25 protein-coding genes are annotated in these 26657 nt (G+C 51.5%); 17 read left to right on the top strand and 8 right to left on the bottom strand.

What is annotated here, in order from left to right; genetic code table 11:
• Positions 1-11 precede the first annotated feature (11 nt).
• A complete protein-coding gene (locus tag GJJ30_RS20050) occupies positions 12-2084 on the bottom strand; it encodes a S9 family peptidase (protein ID WP_154176949.1) in 2073 nt (690 codons plus the stop codon).
• A 159-nt stretch (positions 2085-2243) separates the two neighbouring features.
• Between GJJ30_RS20050 and GJJ30_RS20045 the strand changes: the two genes are divergently transcribed.
• Both GJJ30_RS20045 and GJJ30_RS20040 read left to right on the top strand, forming a co-directional pair.
• Positions 2244-3752, top strand: a complete 1509-nt coding sequence (locus tag GJJ30_RS20045) for a M20/M25/M40 family metallo-hydrolase (RefSeq protein WP_154176948.1) — start codon at positions 2244-2246, stop codon at positions 3750-3752.
• Between the two features lie 213 nt (positions 3753-3965).
• The gene (locus tag GJJ30_RS20040) at positions 3966-5414 is read left to right on the top strand and encodes a Gfo/Idh/MocA family protein (RefSeq protein ID WP_154176947.1); all 1449 of its coding nucleotides are present in this window, start codon (positions 3966-3968) and stop codon (positions 5412-5414) included.
• 42 nt (positions 5415-5456) lie between these two features.
• Here the strand turns inward: GJJ30_RS20040 and GJJ30_RS20035 are convergent, their stop codons facing one another.
• Genes GJJ30_RS20035 through GJJ30_RS20025 form a run of 3 tightly spaced genes read right to left on the bottom strand, consistent with a single transcriptional unit; the run spans position 5457 to position 7346 of the window.
• Complete coding sequence (locus GJJ30_RS20035) at positions 5457-5909, bottom strand: PIN domain-containing protein (RefSeq protein ID WP_154176946.1); 453 nt, start codon at positions 5907-5909, stop codon at positions 5457-5459.
• Positions 5906-6112 (bottom strand): hypothetical protein, encoded by a 207-nt coding sequence (locus GJJ30_RS20030; protein ID WP_154176945.1) that lies wholly within the window; start codon positions 6110-6112, stop codon positions 5906-5908. Before GJJ30_RS20030 ends, GJJ30_RS20035 begins: the two co-directional genes overlap by 4 nt.
• A gap of 58 nt (positions 6113-6170) precedes the next feature.
• Positions 6171-7346: a galactokinase gene (locus GJJ30_RS20025; protein ID WP_154176944.1), complete on the bottom strand. Its 1176-nt coding sequence runs from the start codon at positions 7344-7346 to the stop codon at positions 6171-6173.
• Between the two features lie 225 nt (positions 7347-7571).
• On the opposite strand from GJJ30_RS20025, the gene GJJ30_RS20020 reads away from it, so the two are divergent.
• Positions 7572-9113, top strand: coding sequence for a YifB family Mg chelatase-like AAA ATPase (locus tag GJJ30_RS20020; RefSeq protein WP_154176943.1), 1542 nt, complete (start codon positions 7572-7574; stop codon positions 9111-9113).
• A gap of 45 nt (positions 9114-9158) precedes the next feature.
• On the opposite strand, the gene recF is transcribed toward GJJ30_RS20020, so the two are convergent.
• On the bottom strand, positions 9159-10244 hold the full coding sequence (recF, locus tag GJJ30_RS20015; RefSeq protein ID WP_154176942.1) for a DNA replication/repair protein RecF: 1086 nt from the start codon (positions 10242-10244) through the stop codon (positions 9159-9161).
• A gap of 169 nt (positions 10245-10413) precedes the next feature.
• On the opposite strand from recF, the gene pdhA reads away from it, so the two are divergent.
• From pdhA to serS, 7 genes are all read left to right on the top strand, one after another.
• The gene (gene pdhA / locus GJJ30_RS20010) at positions 10414-11472 is read left to right on the top strand and encodes a pyruvate dehydrogenase (acetyl-transferring) E1 component subunit alpha (protein ID WP_154176941.1); all 1059 of its coding nucleotides are present in this window, start codon (positions 10414-10416) and stop codon (positions 11470-11472) included.
• A gap of 186 nt (positions 11473-11658) precedes the next feature.
• The gene (locus GJJ30_RS20005) at positions 11659-12360 is read left to right on the top strand and encodes a tetratricopeptide repeat protein (RefSeq protein WP_154176940.1); all 702 of its coding nucleotides are present in this window, start codon (positions 11659-11661) and stop codon (positions 12358-12360) included.
• Positions 12361-12548: 188 nt separating this feature from the next.
• Positions 12549-13049: a 6,7-dimethyl-8-ribityllumazine synthase gene (ribH, locus tag GJJ30_RS20000; protein WP_154176939.1), complete on the top strand. Its 501-nt coding sequence runs from the start codon at positions 12549-12551 to the stop codon at positions 13047-13049.
• A gap of 95 nt (positions 13050-13144) precedes the next feature.
• Positions 13145-14479 (top strand): aspartate kinase, encoded by a 1335-nt coding sequence (locus GJJ30_RS19995; RefSeq protein ID WP_154176938.1) that lies wholly within the window; start codon positions 13145-13147, stop codon positions 14477-14479.
• 81 nt (positions 14480-14560) lie between these two features.
• Positions 14561-14878 (top strand): nucleotidyltransferase domain-containing protein, encoded by a 318-nt coding sequence (locus GJJ30_RS19990; protein ID WP_154176937.1) that lies wholly within the window; start codon positions 14561-14563, stop codon positions 14876-14878.
• Positions 14875-15264 (top strand): HEPN domain-containing protein, encoded by a 390-nt coding sequence (locus tag GJJ30_RS19985; RefSeq protein ID WP_154176936.1) that lies wholly within the window; start codon positions 14875-14877, stop codon positions 15262-15264. The genes GJJ30_RS19990 and GJJ30_RS19985 overlap by 4 nt, the downstream gene beginning before the upstream one ends.
• A gap of 1 nt (position 15265) precedes the next feature.
• Positions 15266-16537: a serine--tRNA ligase gene (serS, locus tag GJJ30_RS19980; RefSeq protein ID WP_154176935.1), complete on the top strand. Its 1272-nt coding sequence runs from the start codon at positions 15266-15268 to the stop codon at positions 16535-16537.
• Between the two features lie 57 nt (positions 16538-16594).
• Here serS and GJJ30_RS19975 read toward each other — a convergent pair whose 3' ends face one another.
• Both GJJ30_RS19975 and GJJ30_RS19970 read right to left on the bottom strand, forming a co-directional pair.
• Positions 16595-18040, bottom strand: coding sequence for a TonB family protein (locus GJJ30_RS19975; RefSeq protein WP_154176934.1), 1446 nt, complete (start codon positions 18038-18040; stop codon positions 16595-16597).
• A 117-nt stretch (positions 18041-18157) separates the two neighbouring features.
• On the bottom strand, positions 18158-19621 hold the full coding sequence (locus tag GJJ30_RS19970) for an energy transducer TonB (protein ID WP_154176933.1): 1464 nt from the start codon (positions 19619-19621) through the stop codon (positions 18158-18160).
• A gap of 203 nt (positions 19622-19824) precedes the next feature.
• Between GJJ30_RS19970 and GJJ30_RS19965 the strand changes: the two genes are divergently transcribed.
• The 5 genes from GJJ30_RS19965 (at position 19825) to GJJ30_RS19945 (ending at position 22894) form a co-directional block, all read left to right on the top strand.
• Entirely contained in the window at positions 19825-20151 is a 327-nt protein-coding gene (locus GJJ30_RS19965; RefSeq protein WP_154176932.1) for a hypothetical protein, read from the top strand.
• The gene (locus tag GJJ30_RS19960) at positions 20148-20819 is read left to right on the top strand and encodes an ATP-binding cassette domain-containing protein (protein WP_154176931.1); all 672 of its coding nucleotides are present in this window, start codon (positions 20148-20150) and stop codon (positions 20817-20819) included. Before GJJ30_RS19965 ends, GJJ30_RS19960 begins: the two co-directional genes overlap by 4 nt.
• A gap of 129 nt (positions 20820-20948) precedes the next feature.
• Positions 20949-21713, top strand: a complete 765-nt coding sequence (locus GJJ30_RS19955) for a YHYH protein (protein WP_154176930.1) — start codon at positions 20949-20951, stop codon at positions 21711-21713.
• Positions 21685-22287, top strand: a complete 603-nt coding sequence (locus tag GJJ30_RS19950) for a toxin-antitoxin system YwqK family antitoxin (protein WP_154176929.1) — start codon at positions 21685-21687, stop codon at positions 22285-22287. Before GJJ30_RS19955 ends, GJJ30_RS19950 begins: the two co-directional genes overlap by 29 nt.
• The gene (locus GJJ30_RS19945; RefSeq protein ID WP_154176928.1) at positions 22217-22894 is read left to right on the top strand and encodes an SCO family protein; all 678 of its coding nucleotides are present in this window, start codon (positions 22217-22219) and stop codon (positions 22892-22894) included. The genes GJJ30_RS19950 and GJJ30_RS19945 overlap by 71 nt, the downstream gene beginning before the upstream one ends.
• On the opposite strand, the gene GJJ30_RS19940 is transcribed toward GJJ30_RS19945, so the two are convergent.
• Positions 22891-23784, bottom strand: a complete 894-nt coding sequence (locus tag GJJ30_RS19940; protein ID WP_154176927.1) for an outer membrane beta-barrel protein — start codon at positions 23782-23784, stop codon at positions 22891-22893. The genes GJJ30_RS19945 and GJJ30_RS19940 overlap by 4 nt on opposite strands.
• Before the next feature lie 38 nt (positions 23785-23822).
• On the opposite strand from GJJ30_RS19940, the gene gldB reads away from it, so the two are divergent.
• Together gldB and GJJ30_RS19930 are read left to right on the top strand one after the other, a co-directional pair.
• Positions 23823-24797, top strand: a complete 975-nt coding sequence (gene gldB, locus GJJ30_RS19935; RefSeq protein WP_154176926.1) for a gliding motility lipoprotein GldB — start codon at positions 23823-23825, stop codon at positions 24795-24797.
• Positions 24798-24842: 45 nt separating this feature from the next.
• Positions 24843-26657 carry an ABC transporter ATP-binding protein gene (locus GJJ30_RS19930; protein WP_154176925.1) on the top strand — a complete coding sequence of 605 codons (1815 nt, stop codon included), beginning with the start codon at positions 24843-24845 and terminating at the stop codon, positions 26655-26657.

Genomic DNA, 26657 nt, shown 5'->3' with positions numbered 1-26657 from the left:
AACGGATTTTGTTACTCCCGAATCCCGACCAGATTCAGCATGAAGGCGTATTCCAGCGCAATTTCCTTCAGGGCCTCAAACCGCCCCGATGCCCCGCCGTGACCGGCTTCCAGGTTGGTTTGCAACAGCAACTGGTTGGTATCGGTTTTCAGCGCGCGGAGTTTGGCAACCCACTTGGCCGGTTCCCAGTATTGCACCTGCGAGTCGTGCAAACCGGTCATCACCAGCATGTTGGGGTAGGCTTTTTCCTTGACGTTATCGTAGGGCGAATACGAAAGCATGTAATCGTAATATTTCTTGATCTTCGGATTGCCCCATTCCTCAAACTCACCAGTCGTCAGCGGAATGCTTTCGTCCAGCATCGTCGTCACGACATCGACAAACGGCACGGAAGCCACCACGCCCCGGTACAGCTCCGGTTTCTGGTTTACCACCGCACCCATGAGCAAACCGCCCGCGCTGCCGCCCATCGCAAACAGCCGGTCCGCGCTGGTGTAGTTGTGCTGAATCAGGTAGTCCGAAACGTCCACAAAATCGTTGAAGGTGTTTTTCTTCTTCAGCATTTTACCGTTGTCGTACCACTTCCGGCCCATTTCCTGACCCCCGCGAATGTGGGCGATGGCAAACAGAAAACCACGGTCGAGCAGGCTCAGGCGCGTGGAGCTAAAACCGGGTTCGGTCGAATAGCCGTACGAACCGTAGGAATATTGCAGGAGCGGAGCCGAACCGTCTTTCTTCGTATCCTTCCGGTACACTACCGAAACCGGCACCTTCGCGCCGTCGCGCGACTTGACAAAAAACCGCTCCGAGGTGTAGTTCGTCGGGTCGAAACCGCCCAGAACGGCCTGCTGCTTCATCAGCGTTTTTTCCCGCGTATCCATATTATAGTCAAAGGTCGAACCGGGCGTGGTCAGCGACGAATAACCGAAGCGCAGGATATTGGTGTTGAAATCCGGGTTGTAGCCAATCCCGGCGACGTAGGCCGGTTCGCCGAAATCAAGGTAGTGTTCCTGCTTATTTTTCTGATCCAGAACCCGCAGATGAATCAGCCCGTCCTTCCGTTCGCCCAGCACCAGGTGGTTTTTGAACGCGTCCAGTTGCTGCAAATACACGTTGGGCCGGTGCGGAATGACTTCTTTCCAGGCCGAGCGGTCGTTGGTTTTGTTTTCCTTCACCTCCATCAGCCGGAAATTGTCGGCTTTCCAGTTCGTGCGGACGTAAAAACTGGTTTCCAGGTGCTGAACGTCGTACTCGTGCCCTTTTTCGCGGGGCAGAAAAACCGCAAACTCGCCGGTTGGATTGGCCGCTTCCAGCAGTCGGTATTCCGTCGCCACACCGTTGTGATCCGACACCACGGCGATGTATTTCTTCGACTTCATGCGCCCCAGGCCCATGTAATACTGGTTGTCGGTTTCCTCGTACATCAGCACGTCTTCGGCCGGATCGGTGCCGAGCGTATGGCGATATACCTGATAGCCCAGCAGCGTCTGCGGATCTTTCCGAATGTAGAAAAGCGTCTGATTGTCAGCGGCCCAGGCGTAACTTTCGCCTTCGGTATCCGGAATCGCGTCGGGATAAATCTCCCCGGTTTTCAGGTTTTTGATCCGCAGCGTGTACATCCGCCGACTGACGGTATCTTCGCCATAAGCCACCAGTTCCTCATTATCAGCTACTTCCAGACCGCCGACGTTGTAATACGAATACGGTTTGGCCATTTCGTTGACGTCCAGCACGATTTCCTCTTCGGCATCCAGCGAACCGGGTTTCCGGCAATAAACCGGGTATTCGCCCCCTTCCATAAACCGGGTATAGTAATAATAATTGCCTTCTTTATACGGCACCGATTCATCCTGCTGCTTGATCCGGCCTTTCATTTCCTCGAACAGTTTCACCCGAAAGTCTTTGACGGGAGCCAGAATTTCCTCCAGATAGTCGTTTTCGGCTTTCAGGTAATCCAAAACTTCGGGGTTTTCCCGTTCGTTGAGCCAGTAATAATTATCGATGCGGGTATGGCCGTGAGTGGTCAGTTCGGTCGGTTTGATGGCCGCTTTGGGTAAAACCGGTGTCGTCTGCGCGTTTGTCATAAAAAGGAATGGAACGAATAATAAACCCAATAAACACCTTTTTTTCAGGATTCGTTGAGGAGTTTTGGTTTGGCAAAGAAACTTAAAGATTTTTAGGGATTTACAAATGGCATTCAGCCGGTTTTTAGTTATTTTGGGAGTTGTATTGCAATCCTCACTATGCGAAAAAAAGTCTACGTTTATCTGCTGCTTTCGGGCGGTATTTATTTGCTAAGTGCCTACACCCTGAAAAAACCGGGCGACCGGATCGACGGCGAACCGGCCCGTCCGTCGCTTGAAAAAGTATTTGCGAAAATCAATCAGGAAGTCCTGAAAAACAGCCGGGTGTATGAAACCCTCACCGATGCCACGCAGCGAATCGGCCACCGGCTGACGGGCAGCCCCAACGGCAGCAAGGCCGAAGAATACACCCACAATCTGCTGAAAGACTACGGGTATTCGGACACCCAATACGCGCCTTTTGAAGTCGAATCGTGGATGCGCGATACCGTTACGCTGGCGGTGGTGCCCTACAAAAGTGATAATTTCCGGGATGTGCAGGTCGTAGCCCTGGCGCATTCGCCCGTCGAAGCCCACATTCAGGGCGAGATTGTCGACTTGGGCAACGGCCTGGAAGGCGATTTTGCAGCTGCGAAAGAACGGCTGAAAGGGAAGGTTGCCCTCGTCAACATCGGCCTGGCCGCTCCGACGAAGGGCGCCCGGAATCTCCACCGCTCCGAAAAAACCGCTCTGGCGATTCAGCACGGCGCAATCGGCGTCATTATGGTCAATCTGGTGCCGGGCAATGTGCTGCTGACCGGAACGGCTTCCGTAACCGGAAAGCTCATATCGATTCCGTCGGTTTGTATTTCGCTGGAAAGCGGGCAGGAAATTCGCCAGTGGATGCACGACGAAAAAAACCTGCACGCGGTGATCGACATGACCAACGTGAGCAAGAAAATCAAGGCGCGGAACGTGGTGGCAACACTGAAAGGCTCGCAGTTTCCCGACGAAAAAATCATCGTCGGCGGCCACCTCGATTCCTGGGATCTGGCGACGGGTGCGATCGACAACGGCATCGGTTCGTTCTCGATTCTGGACATTGCCCGAACCTTCAAGGCGTTGAAAATCAAGCCGAAACGCACGATCGAGTTTGTCATGTTCATGGGTGAGGAGCAGGGTTTGCTCGGTTCGCGGAGCCTGGTTGAAGATTTGAAGAAAACCGGTCAGCTGGATCAGGTCCGCTATATGCTGAATCTGGACATGACCAACGATCCCAGCGGTTTTAACGCGTTTGGCCGCAACGAAATGATGCCGTTTCTGACCGAAGTTGGCGACAAAATCAAGCAAATCGAACCGGCTTTCCAGAACACCTTATCAAATCAGGCCGGTTTACACAGTGATCATCAGCCGTTTATGATGGAAGGGGTACCGGTGGTTGGCATGAGCGGACATCTGGACCGGAACGTACTGGATTGTTACCACGCCAATTGCGACCGGATGAATCTGGTGAATAAGGACCAGCTGAAAAATACCGTTCGCTACTCGGCGATGCTGCTCTACGCGCTCGCGAATGCCGACGCGATTCCGACGCAGCGGATGGACGACACGAAAACCCGCGATTTTCTGATCGCCCAGGGCCTGCGGACCTCGCTGCAAATCGCCAATGAATGGCGCTGGAAGGAGTAATTTAACGCTAATAAACTGAAATAAGCCCCGTTGACCGCAGCCGGTTTAACGGGGCTTATTTTTTGCGCCTGTATTTCGACGTCGTGATCAAAAATCTGACAAGAATTTTGCCGTTGAACTAGCCCAATTGGCGCCTTTTTTCGTATTGATTTCAGCCTTAGCTCATTAAAACTTACGTTGGGCTTAAATACCCTTTTTCTAAACCTCTTTTTCATGGAAGACAACCACGTACCTACGGAGAATTCCAGCCGCCGGGATTTCCTCAAAACATCGACACTGGCGGCCACTTCGTTTATGATCGTTCCCCGGCACGTGCTGGGAAAAGGGTTTGTTGCCCCGAGCGATAAGCTCAACATTGCCGGAATTGGCGTCGGCGGCAAAGGAAAAAGTGACCTGGCCGCGTTTTCGAAAAGTCCGAATGTAAACATTGTGGCGCTGTGCGATGTGGATGATCGTCAGGCGGTTGAATCCCGAAACCGCTTTCCGAAAGCGACGTATTACAAGGATTTTCGGGAAATGCTGGCCAAAGAACGCAAGACGATCGACGCCTGCTCCATTTCAACGCCCGACAATACGCACGCCGTGGCCACCCTGGCTGCGATGCAGCTCGGCAAGCACGTTTATACGCAAAAACCGCTGACGCACGACATCTACGAATCCCGGATTTTGGGGCAGGCGGCTAAAAAATACAAGGTTATTACCCAAATGGGCAACCAGGGCGGCTCGGGGAACGGTGTTCGCCGGATGAAGGAAATTTACGACGCGGGCACAATCGGCGACGTGCATAAAGTGCTGGCCTGGACCAATCGTCCGGTTTGGCCGCAGGCCGTTCCAACCGACCAATCCTACGACATTCCGAAAGAACTGGACTTTGACCTGTGGCTCGGACCGGCCAAGAAAGTGCCTTATAATCAGGCGTATCTGCCCTGGAACTGGCGCGGTTGGTGGCCGTATGGTACGGGTGCACTGGGCGATATGGCCTGCCACATTCTGGACCCGGTTTTCCGGATTTTGCCGCTCGATTACCCCAATTCAGTCGAATGCAGCGTGGCCGGAACCTGGACATTCACGCTCCGCGAGCAGGACAACAACCCCGACTGGACGCCCTTCTCCTCATCGATTCACCTGAATTATCCCCGGAAAGACAACAAGGGTGACATCAAATTAAGCTGGTACGACGGTGGCATTTTGCCCGAACTGCCGGAAGAACTGCAGCCGGGCGAAGCCTTCGGAAACTCCGACGGCGGGGTGTTGTTCATCGGTTCGAAAGGAAAACTGATGGCCGACTGCTACGGCGCGAATCCGCGTTTGCTGCCGCTGAAAGCCAATGAATCGATCAATATTCCGGAAACGATTGCCCGCGTACCGAACGAAGATCACTATCTGCAGTGGGTCGATGCCTGCATTGCCGGCTACGGCAAAGGCGTGACGAGCTCGCCGTTTGAATATGCGGCACCGTTTGCCGAAAGTATTCTGATCGGAAATCTGGCCCTGCGAAGCTGGATGCTGCGCGACAATCCGACCGCCAAAAAATCGACCGATCGCTACAACGGACGGAAAAAACTGTTGTGGGATGCCGCCAATATGAAGGTCACCAATTACGACCTGGCTAATCAGTACGTGAAGCGGGAATACCGCGAAGGCTGGAGCCTGGCGGTGTAAATAGTGGAGCGGTTTTTAGTACGAATCAGCCTGAGAGAAAAATCAGCTTTCTTTCTCAGGCTGATTCAGTATTTGATACAATTCTTCCGTATTGATGACCCGATTAAAACCCATTGCCTGCAAATGTGTAGTTAGTTTTTTATCGCCGGTCCACAACCAGCCGTCGGTTTGTAGGGTCAGCGCAACATAGCTGACATCGAAATGATCCACATTTGCCGTAAGGCGTGCGGCTTCTTGCCAATGTTGCAACTCAATCAAGGTTTCATTGTATAATTTCAGATTATTGATGAGCGTGGAAAGGTCATCAATCACTTCTTCCAGCGGTTTTTTAGCGTATTTAACAATTTTAGGCTGGTGTTTGAAAAGCTCCACCACCGCGTAATGGCAGCTTACACGCCGGATAGAAAGAGTGGGATCGGTAAGCAGTCGTGCTATTTTGCCATTGGCCGAAATAAGGGCACTAAATAAAATATTCGCATCAACGATAACAATCATGGAAGGAAACGGTGTTTGTTTTCTTTCCACCACTTTTGGTCAACTTCACGCGCCAGTTCGGCGGCCTGTTCTTCCGTTCCCTGATTTCCGGCATTGGATTCCAGAAATTTAAAATAGCTGACAAATTTCTGAACATCCTCAATATCAATCAGAGAACTGTTGAGCCGGATAATGATTTCGTTATTTTGACGCTCAATAACCATCGTTTTCGCTTTTTACAAAGATAACATTTTGAACGGAGATGCGCCACCTAGACACTTTTCACTCTTTTCCCAAAACCGACGTCCCATTCGTAATCCGGACCGGGTAACATTTCAGCTCGATGCCGAATTTTTCCTGATAAACCGCACTCATTCGGGCCACAAAAGCATCGGCAGCCTCGCGTTTGACAATATTGATGGTACAGCCGCCAAAACCGCCCCCCATCATCCGGGCGCCCAGAACCGCATCGTCCGCCCGGGTTTGATCAACCAGAAAATCCAGTTCTTCGCAGCTTACTTCGTAATCGTGCTGCAAACCGGCGTGGGTTTCGTACATTTTCTGGCCAAAAGCCGTCAGATCGTTTTCCAGCAAATACTGACACGCTACCCGAACGCGCTGGATTTCTTCGGTAACATACCGGCAACGCTGGTAAACTTTCCCCGGCATTTCATCGCGGTGGGCATCCACCAGGGCCGTTGTGGCGTCGCGCAGCAACCGGATTTCGGGATTATATTGCTGCAGGATCGAAACACCTGTTTCGCATTCCTGTCGCCGGGTATTGTATTCGCTGTCGTTGAGGGAGTGCTTGACGCCCGTATCGCACAAAATCAGCACGTAATCCTTCGCCTGAAACGGAAAATATTCATGGTGCAGAGACTTGCAATCCAGTTGGATCACGGCCTGGTCGCGCCCGAACATGGAGGCAAACTGGTCCATGATGCCACAATTGACGCCGACAAACTGGTTTTCGGCGCGCTGGCTCAGCTTCACCATGTCGATGGTCGATAGCCCTAAATTGTATAATTGATTCAGGCCGAAAGCGAGTCCGCATTCCAGAGCCGCCGACGATGACAAACCCGCGCCGGATGGAATATTTCCGCCGAAAACCAGCTCAAAACCGCCCGGGAAATAACCGGCTTTCTGCAACTGATCGACGACGCCCATCAAATAATTCGGCCAGCCTTGCGGAGATGGCGTGATCTCGCGGAGTGAAAATGAAAATGATTGATTCAGGTTTTCGGCCACAATCCGCCCGGTTTGGTCGGAGCGTTTGCCGAGAGCAAAAATGATCTCTTTATCGATGCTGGCCGGTAACACCAGCCCACCGTTGTAATCCGTATGTTCGCCCAGCAAATTGATGCGCCCCGGCCCACGCACCAGCAATTCGGGTTGCCGGTTAAATTCCTTCCAAAAAACAGCCTCGATCTGGTGGACGTAAGGTTGCTGCGCAATCATAGTACCGGCGTTAAGAGATCTTAATAAAACAGAGATATCAATTTTGCTCCAAATTTTGCTGCCTTTTCAGAGTTTACAAACAAGCGGGCGGTAAATCTGTCGATTCTGACGAAAATTAGTTGGGAATCGGTCCGCAAAATCGAAAAGAAAGTCCCGGTTTTCCTGTGTCCTTTCGACCGGTTGTGCGTCTAACAGAGGAGTAATCAGAACCGAAACCTGCTTTTCATGCTGGCGAAAACCTTCGGAAGCGCCGTTCACGGTGTGGGCGCAACCATCATTACGATTGAAGTCACGGTGGCACAGGGGCTGCACTTTTTCCTGGTTGGGTTGCCCGACAGTGCCGTCAAGGAAAGCGAACAACGCGTTGAGTCATCCCTGAAATACTTCGGCTACCGGATGCCCCGGCAAAAAGTCGTGGTCAATCTGGCTCCGGCCGACATTCGCAAAGAAGGCTCGTCGTACGATTTGCCGATCGGGCTCTGCGTGCTTCAGGCGTCGGAACAAATTACGCTGGAACGCAGCTTGGAAGACTACGTGATCATGGGTGAACTGTCGCTCGACGGCAAACTGCGGCCGATCAAAGGCGTTTTGCCGATTGCGATTGAAGCACGCAAACGCGGTTTTAAAGGCTTTGTCCTGCCCGCCGAAAACGCCCCGGAAGCCGCCATCGTCAATAATCTCGATGTGATTGGGGTTGAAACCATGATGGATGCCGTGGAGTTTTTCGAAGGGAAAAAAGCAATTGAACCGCTGGTTACGGATACGCGGGAACTGTTTACGAATACTCAAAACGCGTACGCGGCCGATTTTGCCCATGTTCAGGGCCAGGAAAACATCAAACGGGCAATGGAAATTGCCGCTGCCGGTGGGCATAACGTCATCATGATCGGGCCGCCGGGTGCCGGAAAAACCATGCTGGCGAAACGCCTGCCGAGTATTTTGCCACCTCTGACGCTGCACGAAGCGCTGGAAACCACCAAGATTCACTCCGTTGCCGGAAAACTCGGGAGTCGGGCTACTTTGATTGCGACCCGGCCCTTCCGGTCACCGCACCACACGATCAGCGATGCGGCTCTGGTGGGTGGGGGCAGTTTTCCGCAACCCGGCGAAATTTCGTTGTCGCACAACGGCGTGTTGTTTCTGGACGAACTGCCGGAGTTTAAACGCACGGCTTTGGAAGTGATGCGGCAGCCGCTCGAAGAACGGAAAGTGAGCATCTCGCGGGCGAAGTGGGCCGTAGAGTTTCCGGCCAATTTTATGCTGATCGCCAGTATGAATCCGTGTCCCTGCGGGTATTACAATCACCCCGAAAAAGAATGCGTTTGCGGACCGGGCGTGGTGCAGCGGTATTTGAATAAAATCAGCGGTCCGCTGCTCGACCGCATCGACCTGCACGTGGAAGTCACCCCGGTTTCGTTCGACCAGATGACCGCCAACCGGCCGTCCGAAGGCAGTGAAACCATTCGGGAGCGGGTGATTCGGGCGCGGGAAATCCAGACGAAGCGGTTTCGGGAGCAAACCGGCATTTATTCCAACGCGATGATGCCGTCGCAGATGGTGAAAGAAATCTGCGTCATCAGCACGGAAGGGCTGACGCTGCTGAAAACCGCGATGGAAAGACTGGGTTTGTCGGCCCGCGCCTACGACCGGATTCTGAAAGTTTCACGAACGATTGCCGATCTGGCGGGCGCTGAACACATCGAAATCGAACACCTGGCCGAAGCTATTCAATACCGGAGTCTGGACCGGGAAAATTGGGCGGGGTGAACCAAAATCCCACAAAATCATAATATTTTGGGATTTGGACTTAAATCACCCTTCCGTTCGGAAATAGGCGACGTCGGCTTTCACGGCAGTGAGTAGGTCTTTGGTGCGGTCGGGGCGGGCGTCGGTGATGAAAATCTGGCCGAAGGTGTGGTGTTCCATTAGGGTGATGAGCTTATCGATCCGGCGGTCGTCGAGTTTGTCGAAAATATCGTCCAGCAAAAGCATCGGTTTGACGCCTTTTTCGGCCTGCAACTGCTCGAACTGCGCCAGTTTCAGGGCAATCACGAACGTCTTCTGCTGCCCCTGCGAACCGAATTTTTTCAGCGCAACGCCATTGGCTTCAAAAACATAATCATCCTTGTGAACGCCTTTGTTGGTACGTTGCAACTGAATGTCCCGCTGGCGGTTTCGCCGGAAATCTTTCGGAAATTCCTCGTTGCCCACTTCCGATTCATAAATAATATCGACGGCTTCGCGGGCGTCGCTCAGGTAGGCGTAATGTTTTTGAACGATGGGCAAAAATTCGCTGACAAACCGCTTCCGGCGTTGGTAAATGCGCCCGGCCAGTTGAAGCAACGGTTCGTTGTACGTTTCCAGCAGTTCTTCGTCCAGGTAATTCCGTTCGGCAAACAGTTTCAGAGTGCCGTTGCGCTGTTTCAGAATCTGCTGGTAGAACAAATAATCGCGCAGGTAATCCGAATCCAGTTGCGACAGAACGCCGTCGAAAAAGTGCCGCCGTTCCTCACTGTGTTCCCGGACCAGATCGGTATCGTTCGGTGCCAGCATCACGACCGGAAACCGCCCGATGTGTTCGCTAATTCGCTCGTACGGTTTTTTGTCTGACAACAACACTTTCCGCTGGCCGCGCTGCAGGCTGCACGTGATCTGGGTGGATTTGTCACCGGTTCGGAAAATACCGTCAATAATAAAGAAATCGCTTTGGTGGTGAATACTCAACGCATCCTGGTTGTGGAAGGCACTTTTGCTCAGCGACAAAAAATAAACCGCGTCCAGCAGATTGGTTTTGCCGCTCCCGTTCGGTCCAACGATGCAATTAATCTGTTCGCTAAATGTAAAACTCCCTTCCTCGTAATTTTTGAAGTTGGTCAGGTTGAGTTTTTCCAAATACATCGGTATGGTTGTTAGCAGGAATTGCGTATTTTCGCGGCATCGTGGTGGTAACAGCCGCGTGTTTAAGCAACAAAGATACAGGTCGTTTGTTACGTAATGACCGCTTATCTATATCGCACAACGATTTCCGTTTTATTCGGTTATCCTTTTTTTACGCCCAACGAACTATATGGCAAGTGTAAAGGAAAAATCTAAGCCGGGCGACGGTTCGCCGGGCGACGCATCGCCAGCCGCTGCAAAAACCAAACATCCCAAAGAACGCTACCTGTATTGGTACGAGTCGATGATGTTGCAACGTAAATTTGAAGAAAAAGCCGGTCAGCTCTACGGACAGCAGAAAATCCGGGGTTTTTGTCACCTCTACATCGGGCAGGAAGCCTGCTCGTCAGGGTCATACTCCGCTCTGACCAAAGATGATAAATGGATTACGGCCTACCGCGACCACGGTATTCCGCTGGCACTGGGCTCCGATCCGAACGCTATCATGGCTGAATTATTCGGCAAACAAACCGGTTCGTCGAAAGGCAAAGGCGGTTCGATGCACATTTTTGATAAGTCGGTTAACTTCATGGGTGGCCACGGAATCGTGGGCGGCCAGATTCCGATGGGAGCGGGGATTGCTTTCGCCGAGAAATACAACAAGACCACGAATCTCTGCATTACCTTCATGGGTGATGGTGCGGTTCGGCAGGGTTCGTTCCACGAAACGCTCAACATCGCCATGACGTGGAAACTGCCGGTTATTTTCGTGGTTGAAAACAACGGTTATGCCATGGGAACCTCCGTGGCGCGTACCTCCAACGTAACCGACCTCTACACCCTGGGCGAAGCCTACGACATGCCGTCGGAACCCGTCGATGCGATGGATGTGGAAGCCGTTCACGAAGCCGTTAGTCGGGCCGCCGAGCGCGCCCGCAAAGGCGAGGGACCTACGTTCCTGGAATTCCGGACGTACCGGTATCGGGGTCACTCGATGTCCGATCCGCAGAAATACCGCACGAAAGACGAGCTGGAGCAATACAAGCAACGTGACCCGATCGAGAACGTCCGGGCGACCATTCTGAAAGAGAAACTGGCGACCGAAGACGATCTGGCGGCCATTGATCAGAAAATCAAAGGCATCGTGGATGAGTCGGTGAAGTTTGCCGAAGAATCGCCTTATCCGGCTCCGGAAGAGGCCTTCAAAGACGTTTACATGCAGAAAGACTATCCGTTTATTTTGGAATAAGTCAGAACCGCACCGGCAAAAGAGGGAAGAAGGAAGGGAAGAAAAGAGCTGACAGCTTGTTTTCTTTTCGATATCTTCCCTTTTTCATGCCGATTATCTGGGCGTTGGTATCAAAACTTTCTCTTTCTTCTTTCTATTATCCAGAGATTTACTAAATTTGCAGTCCGAAATTTTGGATAATAATAAATGAGTAAGACACAAACAAACTCCAAACTGGAGTTTCTGGAAGATCCCACTGCGTTGGCGGGTTCGTTAGGGAAGGCGGAGTTGTTTTTTGAGAAAAATCAGAAACTGGTTCTGGGTCTGCTGGGCGCGGTTGTTCTGATCGTTGCCGGATTTATTGGTTATCGGTACTGGGTTGATAGTCAGGATCAGGAGGCCCAAACGGCCATGTTCCCATCGGTCTACGAGTGGGAAGCTGACTCATTGAAAAAAGCGTTGAACGGCAATGGGGCTAACGAAGGCTTACTCACCATTGCAGACGAAAACAGTGCAACACCTGCCGGTAATATCTCTAATTTTCGGGCTGGATATGCTTTGCTGGCACAAGGTAAATACGACGACGCCATTGAACGGTTGAAAAAATTCAGTTCGTCGGATCTGCTGGTACAGGCGCGTGCGTATGCCCTGATCGGGGATGCGTACATGGAAAAGAAATCGTATAGCGACGCCATTGATTATTATAAAAAAGCGGCTGATTATAAGCCCAATGCCCAATTTACACCTGGCTATCTGATGAAACTGGCGGTTGCCTATGAGCAAAGCAAGCAGAATCAGGACGCCATCGATACGTATAATTCGATCATCGACAAATACCCAACCTCTTCGGAAGCGGCCAACGCCAAGAAGTATAAATCCGTGCTGGAAAGCACTGTCGGTGAGTCGTAAGCAGCGTTGAAACAACCCATTGCGAAAGGACAAAGCCGACCGGTTTTGTCCTTTCTTTTTGGACTATGATTACGGTGATTAAAAATGGTAAGTATGATTTCTATTTTTGATCTCTGTCGTTACTCCAAAATCCATCTTAATTCATAATCCATCATCAGTATCACTATCAATCAGCGTAATCATAGTCCATGGCAAGTGAATTAAAAAATCTGAGTGTTTTTTCCACTGATAATCTTCCCGACATCCGCCACCGGCGATTCGCCATTGTAGTGGCTGAATGGAATGCCGAAGTAACCGAAGCTCTGTTCGAAGGAGCTTACCAGACCTTGCTGCAATACGGAGCCCTAACCGAAAACATCGTGCGGGGCAACGTTCCGGGCAGTTTCGAACTCAGCCTGGGAGCCAGTTGGTTTGCCCAGCGCGACGAAATCGACGCGGTAATTGCGCTGGGTTGTGTCATTCAGGGCGAAACCAAGCACAACGATTACATCAACCACGCCGTTGCGCAGGGCCTGACGAACGTCGGACTGCAAACCGGAAAACCGGTCATTTTCGGTGTCTTGACGCCGAATAATCAGCAACAGGCCATCGACCGGGCGGGCGGAATTCACGGCAACAAAGGCGACGAAGCCGCCATAACCGCCATCAAAATGTTAGGCTTACAGCAACAAGTTTATAGTTTCAAATGATTAAATGGCTAAAAGTTAGATGGTTAAAAATTGCCGTAGCGGTTTTTAACCATTTAGCCATCCAGCCATTCGACAATTCAACAATTTAATCAAAGATGCAAGTCTGGAAATTTGGCGGAACGTCCGTTGGCAAGCCCGAACGAATGCATTCGATCCGCAACCTGATTACTTCCGATGATCAGCAAAAAATCATCGTTCTGTCGGCTTTGTCCGGTACCACCAACGCGCTGTTGTCCATCGCCGAATCCCTGAAAGCGGATCAGCCCGATGAAGCGGCCGAAAAAATTGAGCACCTGAAAGCACACTACGATTCGTTCGTTCGCGAGTTGTACAAGACGTCGGAAGGCTTAACGAAGGGTCAGAAAATCATCGAAAACGAGTTTTCGTTTATTCGTTCGCTGACGCGCATCCGGCCGTTTACGCTGAAACAGGATAAGGAGCTGGTGGCCGAAGGCGAATTGCTGAGTACGCAGCTGTTTCAGGCGTATCTGGAAGAAAGCGATCAGGATTCGGTTTTGCTGCCCGCGCTGGAATTCATGCGGATCGACGCCGACGGCGAACCCGAGCTGGACTTTACGGAGCGCAAATTGCGGGAATTGCTGCGGGCGCATGGGGATAGGAAACTCATTGTAACCCAAGGATTTATCTGCCGGAATCCGCGTGGAGAAGTCGATAACCTGAAACGGGGCGGTTCCGATTACACGGCTTCGCTGATCGGCGGAGCGATTCGGGCTGACGAAATCCAGATCTGGACCGACATTGACGGCATGCACAACAACGATCCGCGGATTGTTAAAAAAACCTTCCCGATTCGGGCACTGACGTTTGAAGAAGCGGCTGAATTGGCGTATTTCGGGGCCAAAATCCTGCACCCGTCCACAATCACTCCGGCGAAGATGTTCGGTGTTCCGGTGCGGTTGAAAAATACGATGGACCCGAATGCGGAAGGGACGTTGATTGCCAGCAAAACCTCCGATCAGGTGTTCAAAGCCGTGGCCGCCAAAGATGGCATTACGGCCTTGTACATCCATTCGCTGCGGATGCTGAATGCCTACGGTTTTCTGCGCCGGATCTTTGAGGTGTTCGAGAAATACAAAACGCCGGTTGATCTGATTGCAACTTCGGAAGTATCGGTTTCCGTAACGATCGACAAAACCGATAATCTGCCCGAGTTGATGGCCGAACTGCGGACGTTCTGCGATCTGGAAGAACCGGACTACGACCAGACGATTGTCTGCATCGTGGGTAATTTCAGCGCCGATCACGCCGGTATCGCCCTGCAGGTGCTGAAAGCGCTGGAAGGCATCCCGATCCGAATGATTTCGTACGGCGGCACCGAGCATAACATCTCGCTGCTGATGCACGGACGTTACAAAGCCGAAGCGCTGAACGCGTTGAACGAAGGTTTGTTTAACCTGGGAGAAGCATAAAAATATGCCAGGACACTCAAGACCTGTCAGGTTTTTAAAACCTGACAGGTCTGATTACCTTTGCGATTTACCCATTTTGGTATGGCCCGATTAACCAACAAAGCATTTTTGCAAAAGGTCAAGGAATCCGTTCATTCCATTGATCCACAGGCTGATGTGTACTTGTTTGGTTCCCGGGCGCGGGGTGATCATCGAAAGGATTCGGATTGGGATTTTTTGGTGCTTACTACTAAAAAAGTAACGTGGGAATTAAAGTTTACGTTTTCAGATCAACTCAATGAGCTAGAATTAGAAGCAGAACGAGTTATAAGTTCGATTATTCGTTCTAAAGAAGAATGGCCTAATTATGAGGTGACAGACTTGTATCAAAACATTCTGGAAGACGGTAAAAAGCTATGAAATGGCATAAGCAGGATATAATCAAATACCGCATAGCCAAATCCGCTAAAACTCTGGAGGAGGCAAAATTATTGATTGCGGGTGGTGGCTGGAGCGGTGCGGCAAACCGATTATATTATGCAGCATTTCAGATTGTAACCGCTTTAATGGCGCAGGAAGATATTGGGCTAAAATCGCATTCTGGTGCCAAGCACATGCTTGATCTGCATTTTTTTAAAACCGGCAAGCTATCTACTGATTCAAGCAAATTTTATAGCAGGTTATTTAAAGCCAGACAAGAAGGTGATTATGATGACTTTGTCTATTTTACAGAAGAAGAAATCTTACCTCTTTTAGAACAAACCGAACAGTTCATTGCTGCCGTCCGGCAGTTATTACCTGAATAACATGCTTTTACTTCCTTTTATCCGCGATAACAAAGAAACCACGCTGGCGGGCCTGAAAAAGAAACGGTTTGCCAACGCCGAAACCGCCGTCGAGCAGGTACTGGCGCTTGATCAGCAACGGCGGGATGTCCAAAAAGAACTCGATGATGTGCTGGCTCGCTCCAATGCCAAGGCCAAAGAAATCGGAGCCCTGATGAAAGCCGGTCAAAAAGCCGAAGCGGATGCGGCCAAAGCCGAAACCGCCGAGTTGAAAACGCGCTCGAAAGAACTGGAAGAAAGCCTGAAAACCGCCGAGCAGCAATTGCAGGAAGTGCTGGTAACCCTGCCGAATCTGCCCCACAGCAGCGTGCCCGAAGGCCGGACGCCCGAGGAAAACGAAGTGGTTTTGCAACACGGCGAAATCCCGGTTTTGCCCGAAAACGCCTTGCCACACTGGGAGCTGATCAAGAAATACGGCATTATTGACTTCGATCTGGGCAATAAAATTACCGGTGCCGGTTTTCCGGTTTACCGGGGAAAAGGCGCACGGATTCAGCGGGCGATGATCAATTTCTTTCTCGACGAAGCCCTGAAAGCCGGTTATTTCGAGATTCAGCCACCGATTCTGATCAACGAGGATTCCGGTTTTGGAACGGGTCAATTACCGGACAAAGAAGGCCAGATGTATTACGCTACGGAAGACAAACTCTACCTGATTCCGACGGCCGAAGTTCCGATCACCAATTTGTACCGCGACGTCATTTTGCCGGACGATCAATTGCCGGTTAAGAACGTGGGCCACACGCCCTGCTTCCGGCGCGAAGCCGGTTCCTGGGGTGCGCACGTTCGCGGTCTGAATCGGTTGCACCAGTTTGATAAAGTGGAGATTGTGCAAATCCGCAAACCGGAAGAATCGTACCAGGCCCTGGAGGAAATGAGCCAGTACGTGCAATCGCTGTTGCAGAAACTGGAACTGCCGTATCGCGTGTTGCGGCTTTGCGGGGGCGATATGGGTTTTGCGTCGGCGCTGACCTACGACATGGAAGTGTGGTCGGCGGCTCAGCAGCGCTGGCTGGAAGTGAGCTCCGTGTCTAATTTTGAAACCTTTCAGGCCAACCGGCTGAAACTCCGGTCACGCGTGGAAGGAAAAACCCAACTGCTGCATACCCTGAACGGTTCGGCGCTGGCGCTGCCCCGGATTCTGGCATCCATTCTGGAGAATAACCAGACGACCGAAGGCATCCGGATTCCTAAAGTGCTGGTGCCGTATTGCGGTTTTGATACCATTAACTAATAACGAAACGGCTCGCAGCTTTACAAACCAGAAGCTGCGAGCCGTTTCAAACCCGCGCTATTCCATTTGAAAATTGATCGGCAGGTTGTATTTAACCCGCACTTGCTTCCCCCGGATGGCACCCGGTTTCCATTTCCCGTTCGATGCTTTCACGACCCGCAGGGCCTCGTTATCGACACTCGGGTGAACACCCCGCAGCACTTCGTAGTCGCAGAGTGAGCCATCCTGACAAACGACAAAACTGACAAAAACTCTACCCCGGATTCCGGCTCTGGCAGCATCCGGTGGATAACTGATGTTGGTTGAAAGGAACTTTCCCAAGCCATTTAAACCGCCCTGAAATTCAGGGTTTTGGTTCGGATTGGTGTACGTTAGGGAGTCCGACTCGTAATAAGCAACTCCGGATTCACATTTGCCGTTCTGGTACGATTCCCGGAAAGCCAGTTTGCCATCGTCAAATCGGCCTAGCCAGAGCCCTTCTTTTCGTTGTTCGTTAATCTGGCCGGTTTCCGTTACCCATTTGCCTTCCTGTCTGGACAAAAACCGGGCGGTTCCCTGCCCATTCTGCACCAACTGCTTACCGGTTGAATCCCACTGGCTGAACAATTCAATTTCCTCAGGTGACATCGCCACCAATTTTCTCATCAAAACATGCTGTAACTGCCCGTTTGGATGCCATGCCCATTCTTCCGTTTTTCCATCCGGCCGGATTTCACTGATCAATTTGACCACGCCATTGCGGTAATAATAAACCGATCGCCCGATTGGCTTACCATCGTCGTACGGTTCCCGGGCCATAACCGCCCCGTTCGAATACAGCGAATAAATCGTTCCATTCAAAAATTTATACTGCGGGTCTTTGATCGCCAGACGGATTGCCGGGATCGAATCCGGCAGGGAGGGATCGTCTTCGTTGGCGCGGTTATACGGTATTCGTTCAAACCTATTTTCCACGGTTTTCTGCCATTTATTTCCTTTCCGTTCCGAAATGACCGGATTTCCGTTGGGCAATCCCAGCGTATCGACAGGAGTCATGAGCTTGAACCGGGCCTGTGCTTCGTCGGCAACCGCGCGGCCATCTCTGTCATAATACATGGTGATCGCGCCGGGTTCACTTTGGGCGGCCGAAGGCGTAAACCGGATGGTGTAGGTTAAATTCTGCCGAACCGGTTGGCCGGCTTTTAGGGCCGGTTTCCAGGCTTTAAACGAGCGTAGCAACCGAATCGCTTCGCGATCGCAATCCGGCCGGAGGCTGCGCAAAACCGTGATGTCTGAAACCGTGCCGTTCGGTTCAATAACTGTCGACAAAATAACCGCGCCTTTGACGCGGGCTACATCGGCTGCGTAGGGCATTCGCCGGTTAACATCGATAAACTTCTCCAGCAATGGCAAACCGCCGTGCGGTTTCGCAACGGAATCAACTTCAAATTCCTTGTAAACGGTTTGGGCGTTTGTAAACTGTGTCAACAGGAGAAGTGAGAGTATAAAAATGAAATGCTTCATGGTATGGATAGGGAATTTTAGTATTAAATTTATAATAAATAGTAATACTATTACTTGTTTGCGCCAGCATTTTGTTAATTATAGCTTACCATAGAATGAATAAACCAGTGTAATACTTCAGTTTACGAGAACAAGTATTCTTTTGCCCGCGAAAAAAATGGGAATAACATATCTAACTTTTACCTTGCGCCCCTGCTGAATGGCGGGTTTCCATTTGCCGCTGGTGGCTTTTAGTACCCGCATCGCTTCTTCGCTGGTTCCGTAGCCAATCTCTTTCAAAACCTTCAGGTCATCCACATTGCCTTCGGTATCAACCACAAAGCTCACAGTCACCCTGCCCTCAATCCCTGCCTGGGCAGCCTCGGCGGGATATCGTAGATTCGTTGCCAGAAACTTGCCCAATCCGGTCATACCACCCTCGAATTCCGCGGGCGTATTCGGTTCATGGTACGTGATGAGATCACCGTTTGCTTCGTAGTGTTTACCGGAAATAAACTTGCTGTTTTCGTAGGTTTCCCGGTAAACCAATGCACCGCTTTTAAACCGCCCGGTCCACTCCCCGGTTTTCAGAGCGGCTTTCAGGGGGCCGCTTTCCAGAAACACCTGGCCGTCCATCCGGGAAACTTTGGTCGCAATACCGGTTCCATCGATCACCGTGGGCGCACCAGCCGAATCCCATTGGCTAATTATCTCGTCATCAGAGAGTTCTGCAGCCAGATTATGCCGGGAAACGTGGCGGAGCGAGCCACTGGGATACCAATTCCATTGTTGAAACGTACGGGCCACGGTATTTTCTTCAATGCGCTTCACCATACCGTTCCGGTAATAATAAACCGACGACTGGACGTGTCTTCCATCGCTGTAGGGCTCCGTCGCAAGCAGCGTTCCGTCCGTCAGGAATGAATAATGAATGTCCTGACTGGCGCCTTTTCCATCCACAATTTTCAGCCGGTAAGCATCGACCGAATCGGGCAGGGCCGGATCGTCGTTATTGTAGTGAATGAAGGCTTCCTTTTTGAGTTGCAACCGCTCAAATTCTTTCCATTTTTTTCCGGCCTTCTGGTAAATGACCGGGTCGGCGTTGGGATAACCGAGCGAGTCGACCGGCACATTCAGCGAATAGCGGGCTTTGCTGGCGTCCGTTGTTAAATCACCTTTCGCGTTGAAATACCGGATCAGCCGATCCGGTTGACAATCCCAGCCATTGGGAGTAAACCGGACTGTATACGTCAGTTGCTGCCGAACCGGCTGACCATTTTTCAGGGCCGGTTTCCAGGCGTTGAACAGACTGAGAACCCGAATGGCTTCCCGGTCGCAGTCCGGGCGGAGGCTGCGGAGCGTCCTGACGTCCGAAATCGTCCCGTTGGGTTCAACTATCGTCGTTAAAATAACTACCCCATTGGTGCGGTTTACTTCGGCTGCATAGGGCATTCGCCGGTTGACGTTGATGAATTTCTCCAGCATCGGCAAGCCGCCGATCGGTCGCGCAACGGAGTCCACTTCGTATTCTTTATAAATGGTCTGGGCCTGGGTGGATAGCGCTATAAACAGCCAAAACAGGATGTAAAAGCAAGGTTTCATGGGTGGATGCAAAAATTTCAGCGCCGAAATTTACAAAAAATGAGTCATAAGCGGTTTCAGCATCCCGCAACATACGGATTTGAAGTTGTGGCTTCCGTCGGTTTGCACGTAAATTGTCTGAGCGGTTTTTCGATAGTGTTAAACTTTGTTAAGGCTTCCCATTTCCCACCGAATACCGCTATTTTGCCCAAAATCAGCCACCTATGGCCAATCTTAAATTACGGGCAATTCTGCTTTTTTACCGAACCTTCTGGCCATTCAGCAACGCGCTGACGGTGGGCATAATCTGGGCTTTTTTTCTGCAGCTTACGGCATATTTCCACCTCTTTATCGTCATTTTTTTGTGGTTTAAACTGCTTTCCGCAGCCGGCATCTGGTATTTAATCCGGAAAATCTACAAAGCGCAATTCTGGTTTTATCACAACCTGGGCCTGTCTGAAAGAGTCCTCTTTGGCGGGGCTTTTCTCATCGACTTACTCATTGGTTTCCTGCTGGCGTTTAGCACCTACCAGTTGCTGTTGCTTTTATGAATTGCGAACCCTCTACCCTGGAAGCTGACGGCATCTGGCTGCAATTTGGCAACCAGAAAATTCTCCAGAGCGTTTATATCAAGCTGGAAACCGGCCGGATTACCGGTTTGCTGGGCCGCAACGGCAGTGGTAAATCCTGCCTGCTGAAAAGCATCATGGGCCTGATGCCAACCGAATGGCAATCGGTCCGGATGAATGGACAATTCGTCGAAAAACCGTATCAGCAACCCGGTTTGATTCGGTATTTGCCCCAGCACCCATTCGTTCCGCCGTCCCTGACGATTCAGGCGGTTTTTGACTGGTACGGCGTAAACCGGGACGAAATTGCGCAGGAGTATGCCCTGATTGATAAACTGAAAAACCAGCGGATCGGGAAATTGTCGGGCGGAGAAAGGCGGCTGGTCGAAATTTTGCTGATCCTGAAATCCGATTCGGCTTTTGTCCTGCTGGATGAGCCGTTTTCACACCTGATGCCGGTTCAGGTGGAGCTGCTACAGGAAACCATCCGGCAGGAATCCCGGCGGAAAGGCATTCTTTTGTCCGATCACCTCTACCGCACGGTGCTCGACCTCAGCGATTCCGTTTATTATCTCCATCCCGGCGGGCGAACGATTCGGCTGGCTTCGCCGGAGCAGGATTTAAAAGATATGGGGTATTTGAATTACTAATCAGTTGATATATAAATAATTACCTCTTCGCTCTCGCCTTGATTTTTCCAGTTTGGAAGTTTTTTTGCCGTAAAATGTGCTTTTGCCGATTCTCTGCGTCTAAAAGAAAAATCAAAAGCTAACTGAGGCATGAATAAGACTGTTCTGTCGCTCTTTCTGACGGCATGTACCCTACTGGCCGGAACCGCACTGACCGTTTCCTGTATGAAGAATGACGACGATCCGGAGTCGGCAACGGAAGTCACGGAGGTTCCGGCTGTATACAAGAAAATCTACGGAGCAAGCAGCATTACGCGATCCGGGGATTACGTCCTGATCAAAACAACGGGCATTCCCGATCACAAAAGCCCTTATTTTCAGAATACGGAATGGGCCAGCACGAAATACGAAGCGTATAACGGAGCCAATGCCGCCTGGAAGCAGAATCCGAACAGAATTGCGTCTTATTCCTACACGTTTCGAATACCGGTTGCGCCCAAAGAGGCAACCACTAAATCGGCGACGGCGGGCGGCCCCATTGGCGTTTCGCTGAACGGCGTTCCTTTCTTCAACCAATATGCTGCCATGCAGGCTCCGTTGACGGACGAGGTGAACAGTTTTGATCAATACAATGGCCACCCTGCTCCGGCGGGCGATTATCATTACCACGCCGAACCGACGTTCCTGACCACCAACAAAGGCAAAGAAGCCCTGCTCGGTTTTCTGCTCGATGGTTTTCCGGTTTACGGCCCGGTTGAAAATGGCAAGCTGGTCACTGATCTGGACAAATACCACGGCCACAGCCACGCAACGGCGGATTTCCCGTCCGGAATTTACCATTATCACATTACAGCCGCCGATCCTTACATCAACGGCAGTGGCTATTATGGAACGCCGGGCACGTACACCAGATAGCCCGCTCGCGCTGCTGGTTTTTGTCGTTGTCCAACTGGTTTCCTGCACGGGAGAATTCGCCCGGAACCGGCTTCCGCTGAACATCGATTCGGTAGCGGTTTCGCAGAAAAACGGGCGCTGTTACCGGGATGAAAAACCGTTTACCGGCAGCCTGTTTCGGCTGAACGACCACGCCGATACGGTTTTTCTGTACCAATACCGGAACGGACGGGAACATGGCATTCAGAAAGTCTGGTACTTCAAGGGGCGGTTACAGGAGGTGCGACTTTTTAACAATGGGGAAAAAGAAGGCCGACACGTCGGTTACTGGAAAAATGGTAAAAAGCGGTTTGAATACCTGTTTGAGCGGGATTTATTTAACGGGATTCAAAAAGAATGGCATGCCAACGGGCGACGTTTCAAACACATGCAGTACCGGGCGGGCTACGAGCAGGGTCTACAGCAGATCTGGGATACCGACGGCGCGATCATCGCGAATTACGAAGCCCGAAACGGACGGAATTATGGAAACATTGGCCGGAAAAACTGCCGATCGGTTTGGCAAAACGATTCGGTTCGGGTTGCTGCTGAGTAGCTGGCTGTTGCTGGCGGGCTGCTCAAAACCGGATGCGGTTCCGTACTACCACACGCCGGATTTTACACCCATCTGGACGCAGGATCAAAACCGGATCGATACCCTGCATACGGTTTTGCCTTTCCGGTTTACCGACCAGTTTGGCAATGCGTTTACGCAGGAAGATGTCGAAAATTCGGTGTATCTGACCAACTTTTTCTTTACGGCCTGTCCCTCCGTTTGTCCGAAAATGATGGAAACCGTTCGGCTTGTTTACAACCAATACCGTGGTAATCCGGCGGTGAAATTCCTGTCACACAGTGTAACGCCCGAGCGCGACAGCGTCAGCGTTTTGAAGAAATACGCCGATCGGAAGGGCATTGACGGGCAGCAGTGGCATTTGTTAACCGGTAAACGGAAGTCGATCAACGCCATTGCCCGACTGAGTTATTTCATTGAAAAAGAGCAGGGTTTTCTGAAGGATTCCGCGCAGTTTTTACACACCGAAAACCTGATTCTGGTCGATCAGCGGGGGCATATTCGCGGATTGTACAACGGTACGCTGGCCGTCGAAGCCGACCGCATTATCCACGACATCGATATTTTATTGCAGGAACAAAACCGCTAGAATTTCAGCCCCAGATCGAGCGAAACGATATGGTTTTTCGAAACCAGATCCCGGGCCCGCGCCACATCCGTCAACCCGCGTTGATAACTAATCCCCATGATCAACGCCTGACTCTGGTTCAGGCGGTATTGAATGCCCGTTCCCAGTAACAGGCTCAGGCTGGCGCGGCTGTATTGCCGACTGTAATTACCGCCATCTTCCGCGAATTGAAACAAGGCATTATGGGCCGAATCGAGCGGTTTTTCGGCCAGTTTGATGTTGATCAGCCCGCCAGTCTGGATGTAAAACCGGGTATTTGGAAACAGGTTGTTGGCGTACATCTTGACCGCGACCGGCAGTTGTAAAAGCTGCAAATTGTAAGAAGATTGCTGAATTTTGGCGCCGGGGTCCCACACGGTTTGCCCGAATTGTCCGGGAATCCGGTAGCCCGACCGCTGAATCGTGTACCAAAGCCCGGAACTGAGCGAATAGCGGTCTTTAAAAAAGAAATAATCGATGCTCGGCCCGATGCTCATCCGCATGGCCGCGCCATTGGTCCGAAAACCGGCGTACGAATTGAACCCCTCGGCGGTGTTGAACGTCACGGACGGCGCCACCCGAAAACTCATTTCAATCAGCTTTTGCGGGGGCGCGTAATCGATTTCGTCGCCCTGAATCCGGCGAAAAACCCGCTCCGTCTCCCGGTTCGGGCGCGGCTGGTTGTCATTCCGGCGGTTATTTTTCCGGGGAGCTGGCTGACCCCAGCCGTCGTCGTCCGATGTCCGATTCGTTTTGTTGGGTTCCTGCACCGTCACGCGGCCCTGCGCACGAGCGTTCCAGACCAATCCCAAAAGCAGAGCCGTTCCTGCAATCATCTGCCCCAAACGCCGGTATGAACCCAACTTTTTCATAAATTTGTATGTTTCCAAGAGAACGCCCACTAGCAAGGATGAAGATTTCGCCGGTTATTTTTTCGTTAGTAAGTATACTCATTTTCAACGCGTGTTCCAAAACCGAGGAACTGGTAACCGTCGAACAGCCCGAGCAGGAGCTTTTTGCGTCGCGAAAACCGGCCGACGTCAGTCAGTGGCTGGACAAACACAAGGACATTGCTCAGGTCTACTTCGGCACAACCACCTTCGGCAAAGACACGGCTCTGGTGAGCGAATTACTCAAACGAGTTAACGATAAGGAGCTTGACGTATTGTACAAGCAGGTAAATGCGGAGTTTGGAACCCTCGGCGACATTCAGGGTTTGCTGTCGGAATCGTTCAACCGGATTCACGAAAATTTCCCGGATTTCAAACCGCCGAAGGTAGCTACCATGATCTCCGGTTTTATGGGCCCGGACCTGGTCATCAGCGACACGCTGGTCGTGATCGGATTGGATTATTTCGCGGGACCGAAGGCCAAATACCGCCCCCGGGGGCTACCGGCCTACATTTTGCGCCGGTATCAGAAAGAGTTCATCGTGCCCACCATTGTCTTCGCCCTGTCCGACCGGTTTAACAAAACCAATCAGCAGGACCAGACGCTGCTGGCCGATATGATTTATTACGGAAAAGGCTACGTTTTCACGAAAGAGATGCTGCCCGAAACACCCGACAGCCTGATTATTGGCTATACGGATCAGCAACTGACGCAAACGAACAACGTTCAATCCGACATCTGGGCCTATTTCATCGACGCCAAACTGCTTTTTGAAGTAAATCCGGCGATTAAAAACCGGTATATGTCCGAGCGGCCTTTCACCGCCGAAATCAGCAACAAAAGCCCCGGCGCCATTGGCCGCTGGCTGGGCTGGCGGATTGTCGGGAAATATTACGATGAAAAAGATCCGGGCATTAAAGCCCTGATGGACAATAGCAATGCCCGGGATATTTTCGAAAAATCCGGGTACAAGGGATTAAAAGACGATAACTAATACAATAAAATGGGCGGTTAGCCGACCCTGTCAGAAACATTAAAAATGGCAAAGCGAGGTTGGGGTTCCGATGGGAACGAGGAAGATAAAAAAATAAAACTGACGCGGGATGCGTTGCAGAAATCGCTGCGGTTATTCCGGTTTATCAAACCGTACCGGGGGTATTTCATTACGGGACTGGTGTTTTTGCTGCTGTCGTCGGCTACCACGATGGTGTTTCCGAAACTGCTGGGCGATATCCTGAAAGTGGTTGAGAGCAAGATGGCCGCCGGTTCGCTGAACCAGGTAACGCTGCTTTTGTTCGGATTGCTGGTGATTCAGTCGGTATTTTCGTTTGCGCGGGTGTACCTGTTCGCGCAGGTCAGCGAGCGGTCGATGGCGGATGTCCGGCGGGCGGTTTACCAGAAAATCATCACGCTGCCGATCCATTTCTTCGAACAACGGCGCGTGGGTGAACTCACCAGCCGCATTTCGTCGGACGTAACGCAGTTGCAGGACGTTTTATCGACAACAATCGCCGAATTTCTCCGCCAGATCATCACCCTGCTGGCCGGTGTGGCCCTGATTTCGTTCACCTCGTTGAAGCTGACCGGTTTTATGCTGGCCACGATTCCGGTCGTGATCATCGCGGCTATTTTTTTCGGAAGATACATTCGGAAACTGTCGAAAAAAGCCCAGGACGAACTGGCGCAGGCCAACGTCGTGGTCGAAGAAACCCTACAGTCGGTGAGCGTCGTCAAAGCCTTTACGAATGAACCGTACGAGGTCCGGCGGTATTCGACGGCGCTCGATAAAGTGGTTCAGAACTCGCTTCGGGTGGCCAATTTCCGGGGTAGTTTTGTGTCATTCATCGTTTTTGCGTTGTTTGGCGGAATTGTCGGCGTGGTCTGGTACGGGGCGCAACTGATGCTGGCGGGCGAACTGACGTTTGCGCAGCTGGTCACGTTTGTGATTTACACGATGTACATCGGCGGAGCGGTCGGTGGTTTGGGCGATCTGTACGCCCAGATTCAGCGGACCATCGGCGCTTCGGAACGGATTCTGGATATTCTGGAGGAACCCTCCGAAGTGGACCTTCCGGCGACCGAACAAATCGCGCTGGCGGTTCCGTTACACGGCGATATCAAATTCAGCAACATTCATTTTTCGTATCCCTCGCGGCCCGATGTGAACGTGTTGAAAGGCATTTCGTTGCAGGTTCCGGCAGGGCACAAAATTGCGCTGGTGGGCCAGAGCGGAGCCGGGAAATCGACGATTGTGCAGTTGCTGCTGCGGTATTATACCACAAGTAGCGGTTTGATTACCGTCGATGGCCGACCGATTCAGGACATCGACATTCGGTATTTGCGTCAGAACATTGCCGTTGTGCCGCAGGAAGTGATTCTGTTTGGCGGTACGATTTTTGAAAATATTCAATACGGAAAACCGGGAGCAACCGCCGATGAAGTGATGGATGCGGCCCGGAAAGCCAACGCGCTGGACTTTATCGAATCGTTTCCGGAGAAATTCCAGACGGTTGTGGGCGAGCGGGGCGTTAAGCTGTCGGGTGGTCAGCGGCAGCGGATCGCCATTGCCCGCGCCATTCTAAAAAATCCGGCCATTCTGGTGCTGGACGAAGCCACCAGTTCGCTCGACGCGGAGTCGGAGCGGCTCGTGCAGGAAGCGCTGGACGAACTGATGCAAAACCGCACGACGATTATCATTGCGCACCGGCTGGCCACGATTCGGAAGGTAGACACGATTTACGTGATTCGCGAAGGCCAGATCAGCGAAACCGGTACGCATGAAGAATTAAGCATGCTCGAAGACGGTTTGTACGCAAATCTGGTTAAATTACAGTTTGAAACGACGGATAGTTAA

It is taken from the genome of Larkinella terrae, assembly GCF_009668025.1.
GTDB lineage: Bacteria > Bacteroidota > Bacteroidia > Cytophagales > Spirosomataceae > Larkinella > Larkinella terrae.
Note: the sequence above shows the minus strand (reverse complement) of the source record. Positions and strands in the feature narration are given on the sequence as shown.

Excerpts from the sequence above, each read along its gene's own strand:
- GJJ30_RS20050 (WP_154176949.1), bottom strand. The coding sequence starts at position 2,084 with ATGACAAACGCGCAGACGACACCGGTTTTACCCAAAGCGGCCATCAAA.
- GJJ30_RS20045 (WP_154176948.1), top strand. The coding sequence starts at position 2,244 with ATGCGAAAAAAAGTCTACGTTTATCTGCTGCTTTCGGGCGGTATTTAT.
- GJJ30_RS20040 (WP_154176947.1), top strand. The coding sequence starts at position 3,966 with ATGGAAGACAACCACGTACCTACGGAGAATTCCAGCCGCCGGGATTTC.
- GJJ30_RS20035 (WP_154176946.1), bottom strand. The coding sequence starts at position 5,909 with ATGATTGTTATCGTTGATGCGAATATTTTATTTAGTGCCCTTATTTCG.
- GJJ30_RS20030 (WP_154176945.1), bottom strand. The coding sequence starts at position 6,112 with ATGGTTATTGAGCGTCAAAATAACGAAATCATTATCCGGCTCAACAGT.
- GJJ30_RS20025 (WP_154176944.1), bottom strand. The coding sequence starts at position 7,346 with ATGATTGCGCAGCAACCTTACGTCCACCAGATCGAGGCTGTTTTTTGG.
- GJJ30_RS20020 (WP_154176943.1), top strand. The coding sequence starts at position 7,572 with ATGCTGGCGAAAACCTTCGGAAGCGCCGTTCACGGTGTGGGCGCAACC.
- recF (WP_154176942.1), bottom strand. The coding sequence starts at position 10,244 with ATGTATTTGGAAAAACTCAACCTGACCAACTTCAAAAATTACGAGGAA.
- pdhA (WP_154176941.1), top strand. The coding sequence starts at position 10,414 with ATGGCAAGTGTAAAGGAAAAATCTAAGCCGGGCGACGGTTCGCCGGGC.
- GJJ30_RS20005 (WP_154176940.1), top strand. The coding sequence starts at position 11,659 with ATGAGTAAGACACAAACAAACTCCAAACTGGAGTTTCTGGAAGATCCC.
- ribH (WP_154176939.1), top strand. The coding sequence starts at position 12,549 with ATGGCAAGTGAATTAAAAAATCTGAGTGTTTTTTCCACTGATAATCTT.
- GJJ30_RS19995 (WP_154176938.1), top strand. The coding sequence starts at position 13,145 with ATGCAAGTCTGGAAATTTGGCGGAACGTCCGTTGGCAAGCCCGAACGA.
- GJJ30_RS19990 (WP_154176937.1), top strand. The coding sequence starts at position 14,561 with ATGGCCCGATTAACCAACAAAGCATTTTTGCAAAAGGTCAAGGAATCC.
- GJJ30_RS19985 (WP_154176936.1), top strand. The coding sequence starts at position 14,875 with ATGAAATGGCATAAGCAGGATATAATCAAATACCGCATAGCCAAATCC.
- serS (WP_154176935.1), top strand. The coding sequence starts at position 15,266 with ATGCTTTTACTTCCTTTTATCCGCGATAACAAAGAAACCACGCTGGCG.
- GJJ30_RS19975 (WP_154176934.1), bottom strand. The coding sequence starts at position 18,040 with ATGAAGCATTTCATTTTTATACTCTCACTTCTCCTGTTGACACAGTTT.
- GJJ30_RS19970 (WP_154176933.1), bottom strand. The coding sequence starts at position 19,621 with ATGAAACCTTGCTTTTACATCCTGTTTTGGCTGTTTATAGCGCTATCC.
- GJJ30_RS19965 (WP_154176932.1), top strand. The coding sequence starts at position 19,825 with ATGGCCAATCTTAAATTACGGGCAATTCTGCTTTTTTACCGAACCTTC.
- GJJ30_RS19960 (WP_154176931.1), top strand. The coding sequence starts at position 20,148 with ATGAATTGCGAACCCTCTACCCTGGAAGCTGACGGCATCTGGCTGCAA.
- GJJ30_RS19955 (WP_154176930.1), top strand. The coding sequence starts at position 20,949 with ATGAATAAGACTGTTCTGTCGCTCTTTCTGACGGCATGTACCCTACTG.
- GJJ30_RS19950 (WP_154176929.1), top strand. The coding sequence starts at position 21,685 with ATGGAACGCCGGGCACGTACACCAGATAGCCCGCTCGCGCTGCTGGTT.
- GJJ30_RS19945 (WP_154176928.1), top strand. The coding sequence starts at position 22,217 with ATGGAAACATTGGCCGGAAAAACTGCCGATCGGTTTGGCAAAACGATT.
- GJJ30_RS19940 (WP_154176927.1), bottom strand. The coding sequence starts at position 23,784 with ATGAAAAAGTTGGGTTCATACCGGCGTTTGGGGCAGATGATTGCAGGA.
- gldB (WP_154176926.1), top strand. The coding sequence starts at position 23,823 with ATGAAGATTTCGCCGGTTATTTTTTCGTTAGTAAGTATACTCATTTTC.
- GJJ30_RS19930 (WP_154176925.1), top strand. The coding sequence starts at position 24,843 with ATGGCAAAGCGAGGTTGGGGTTCCGATGGGAACGAGGAAGATAAAAAA.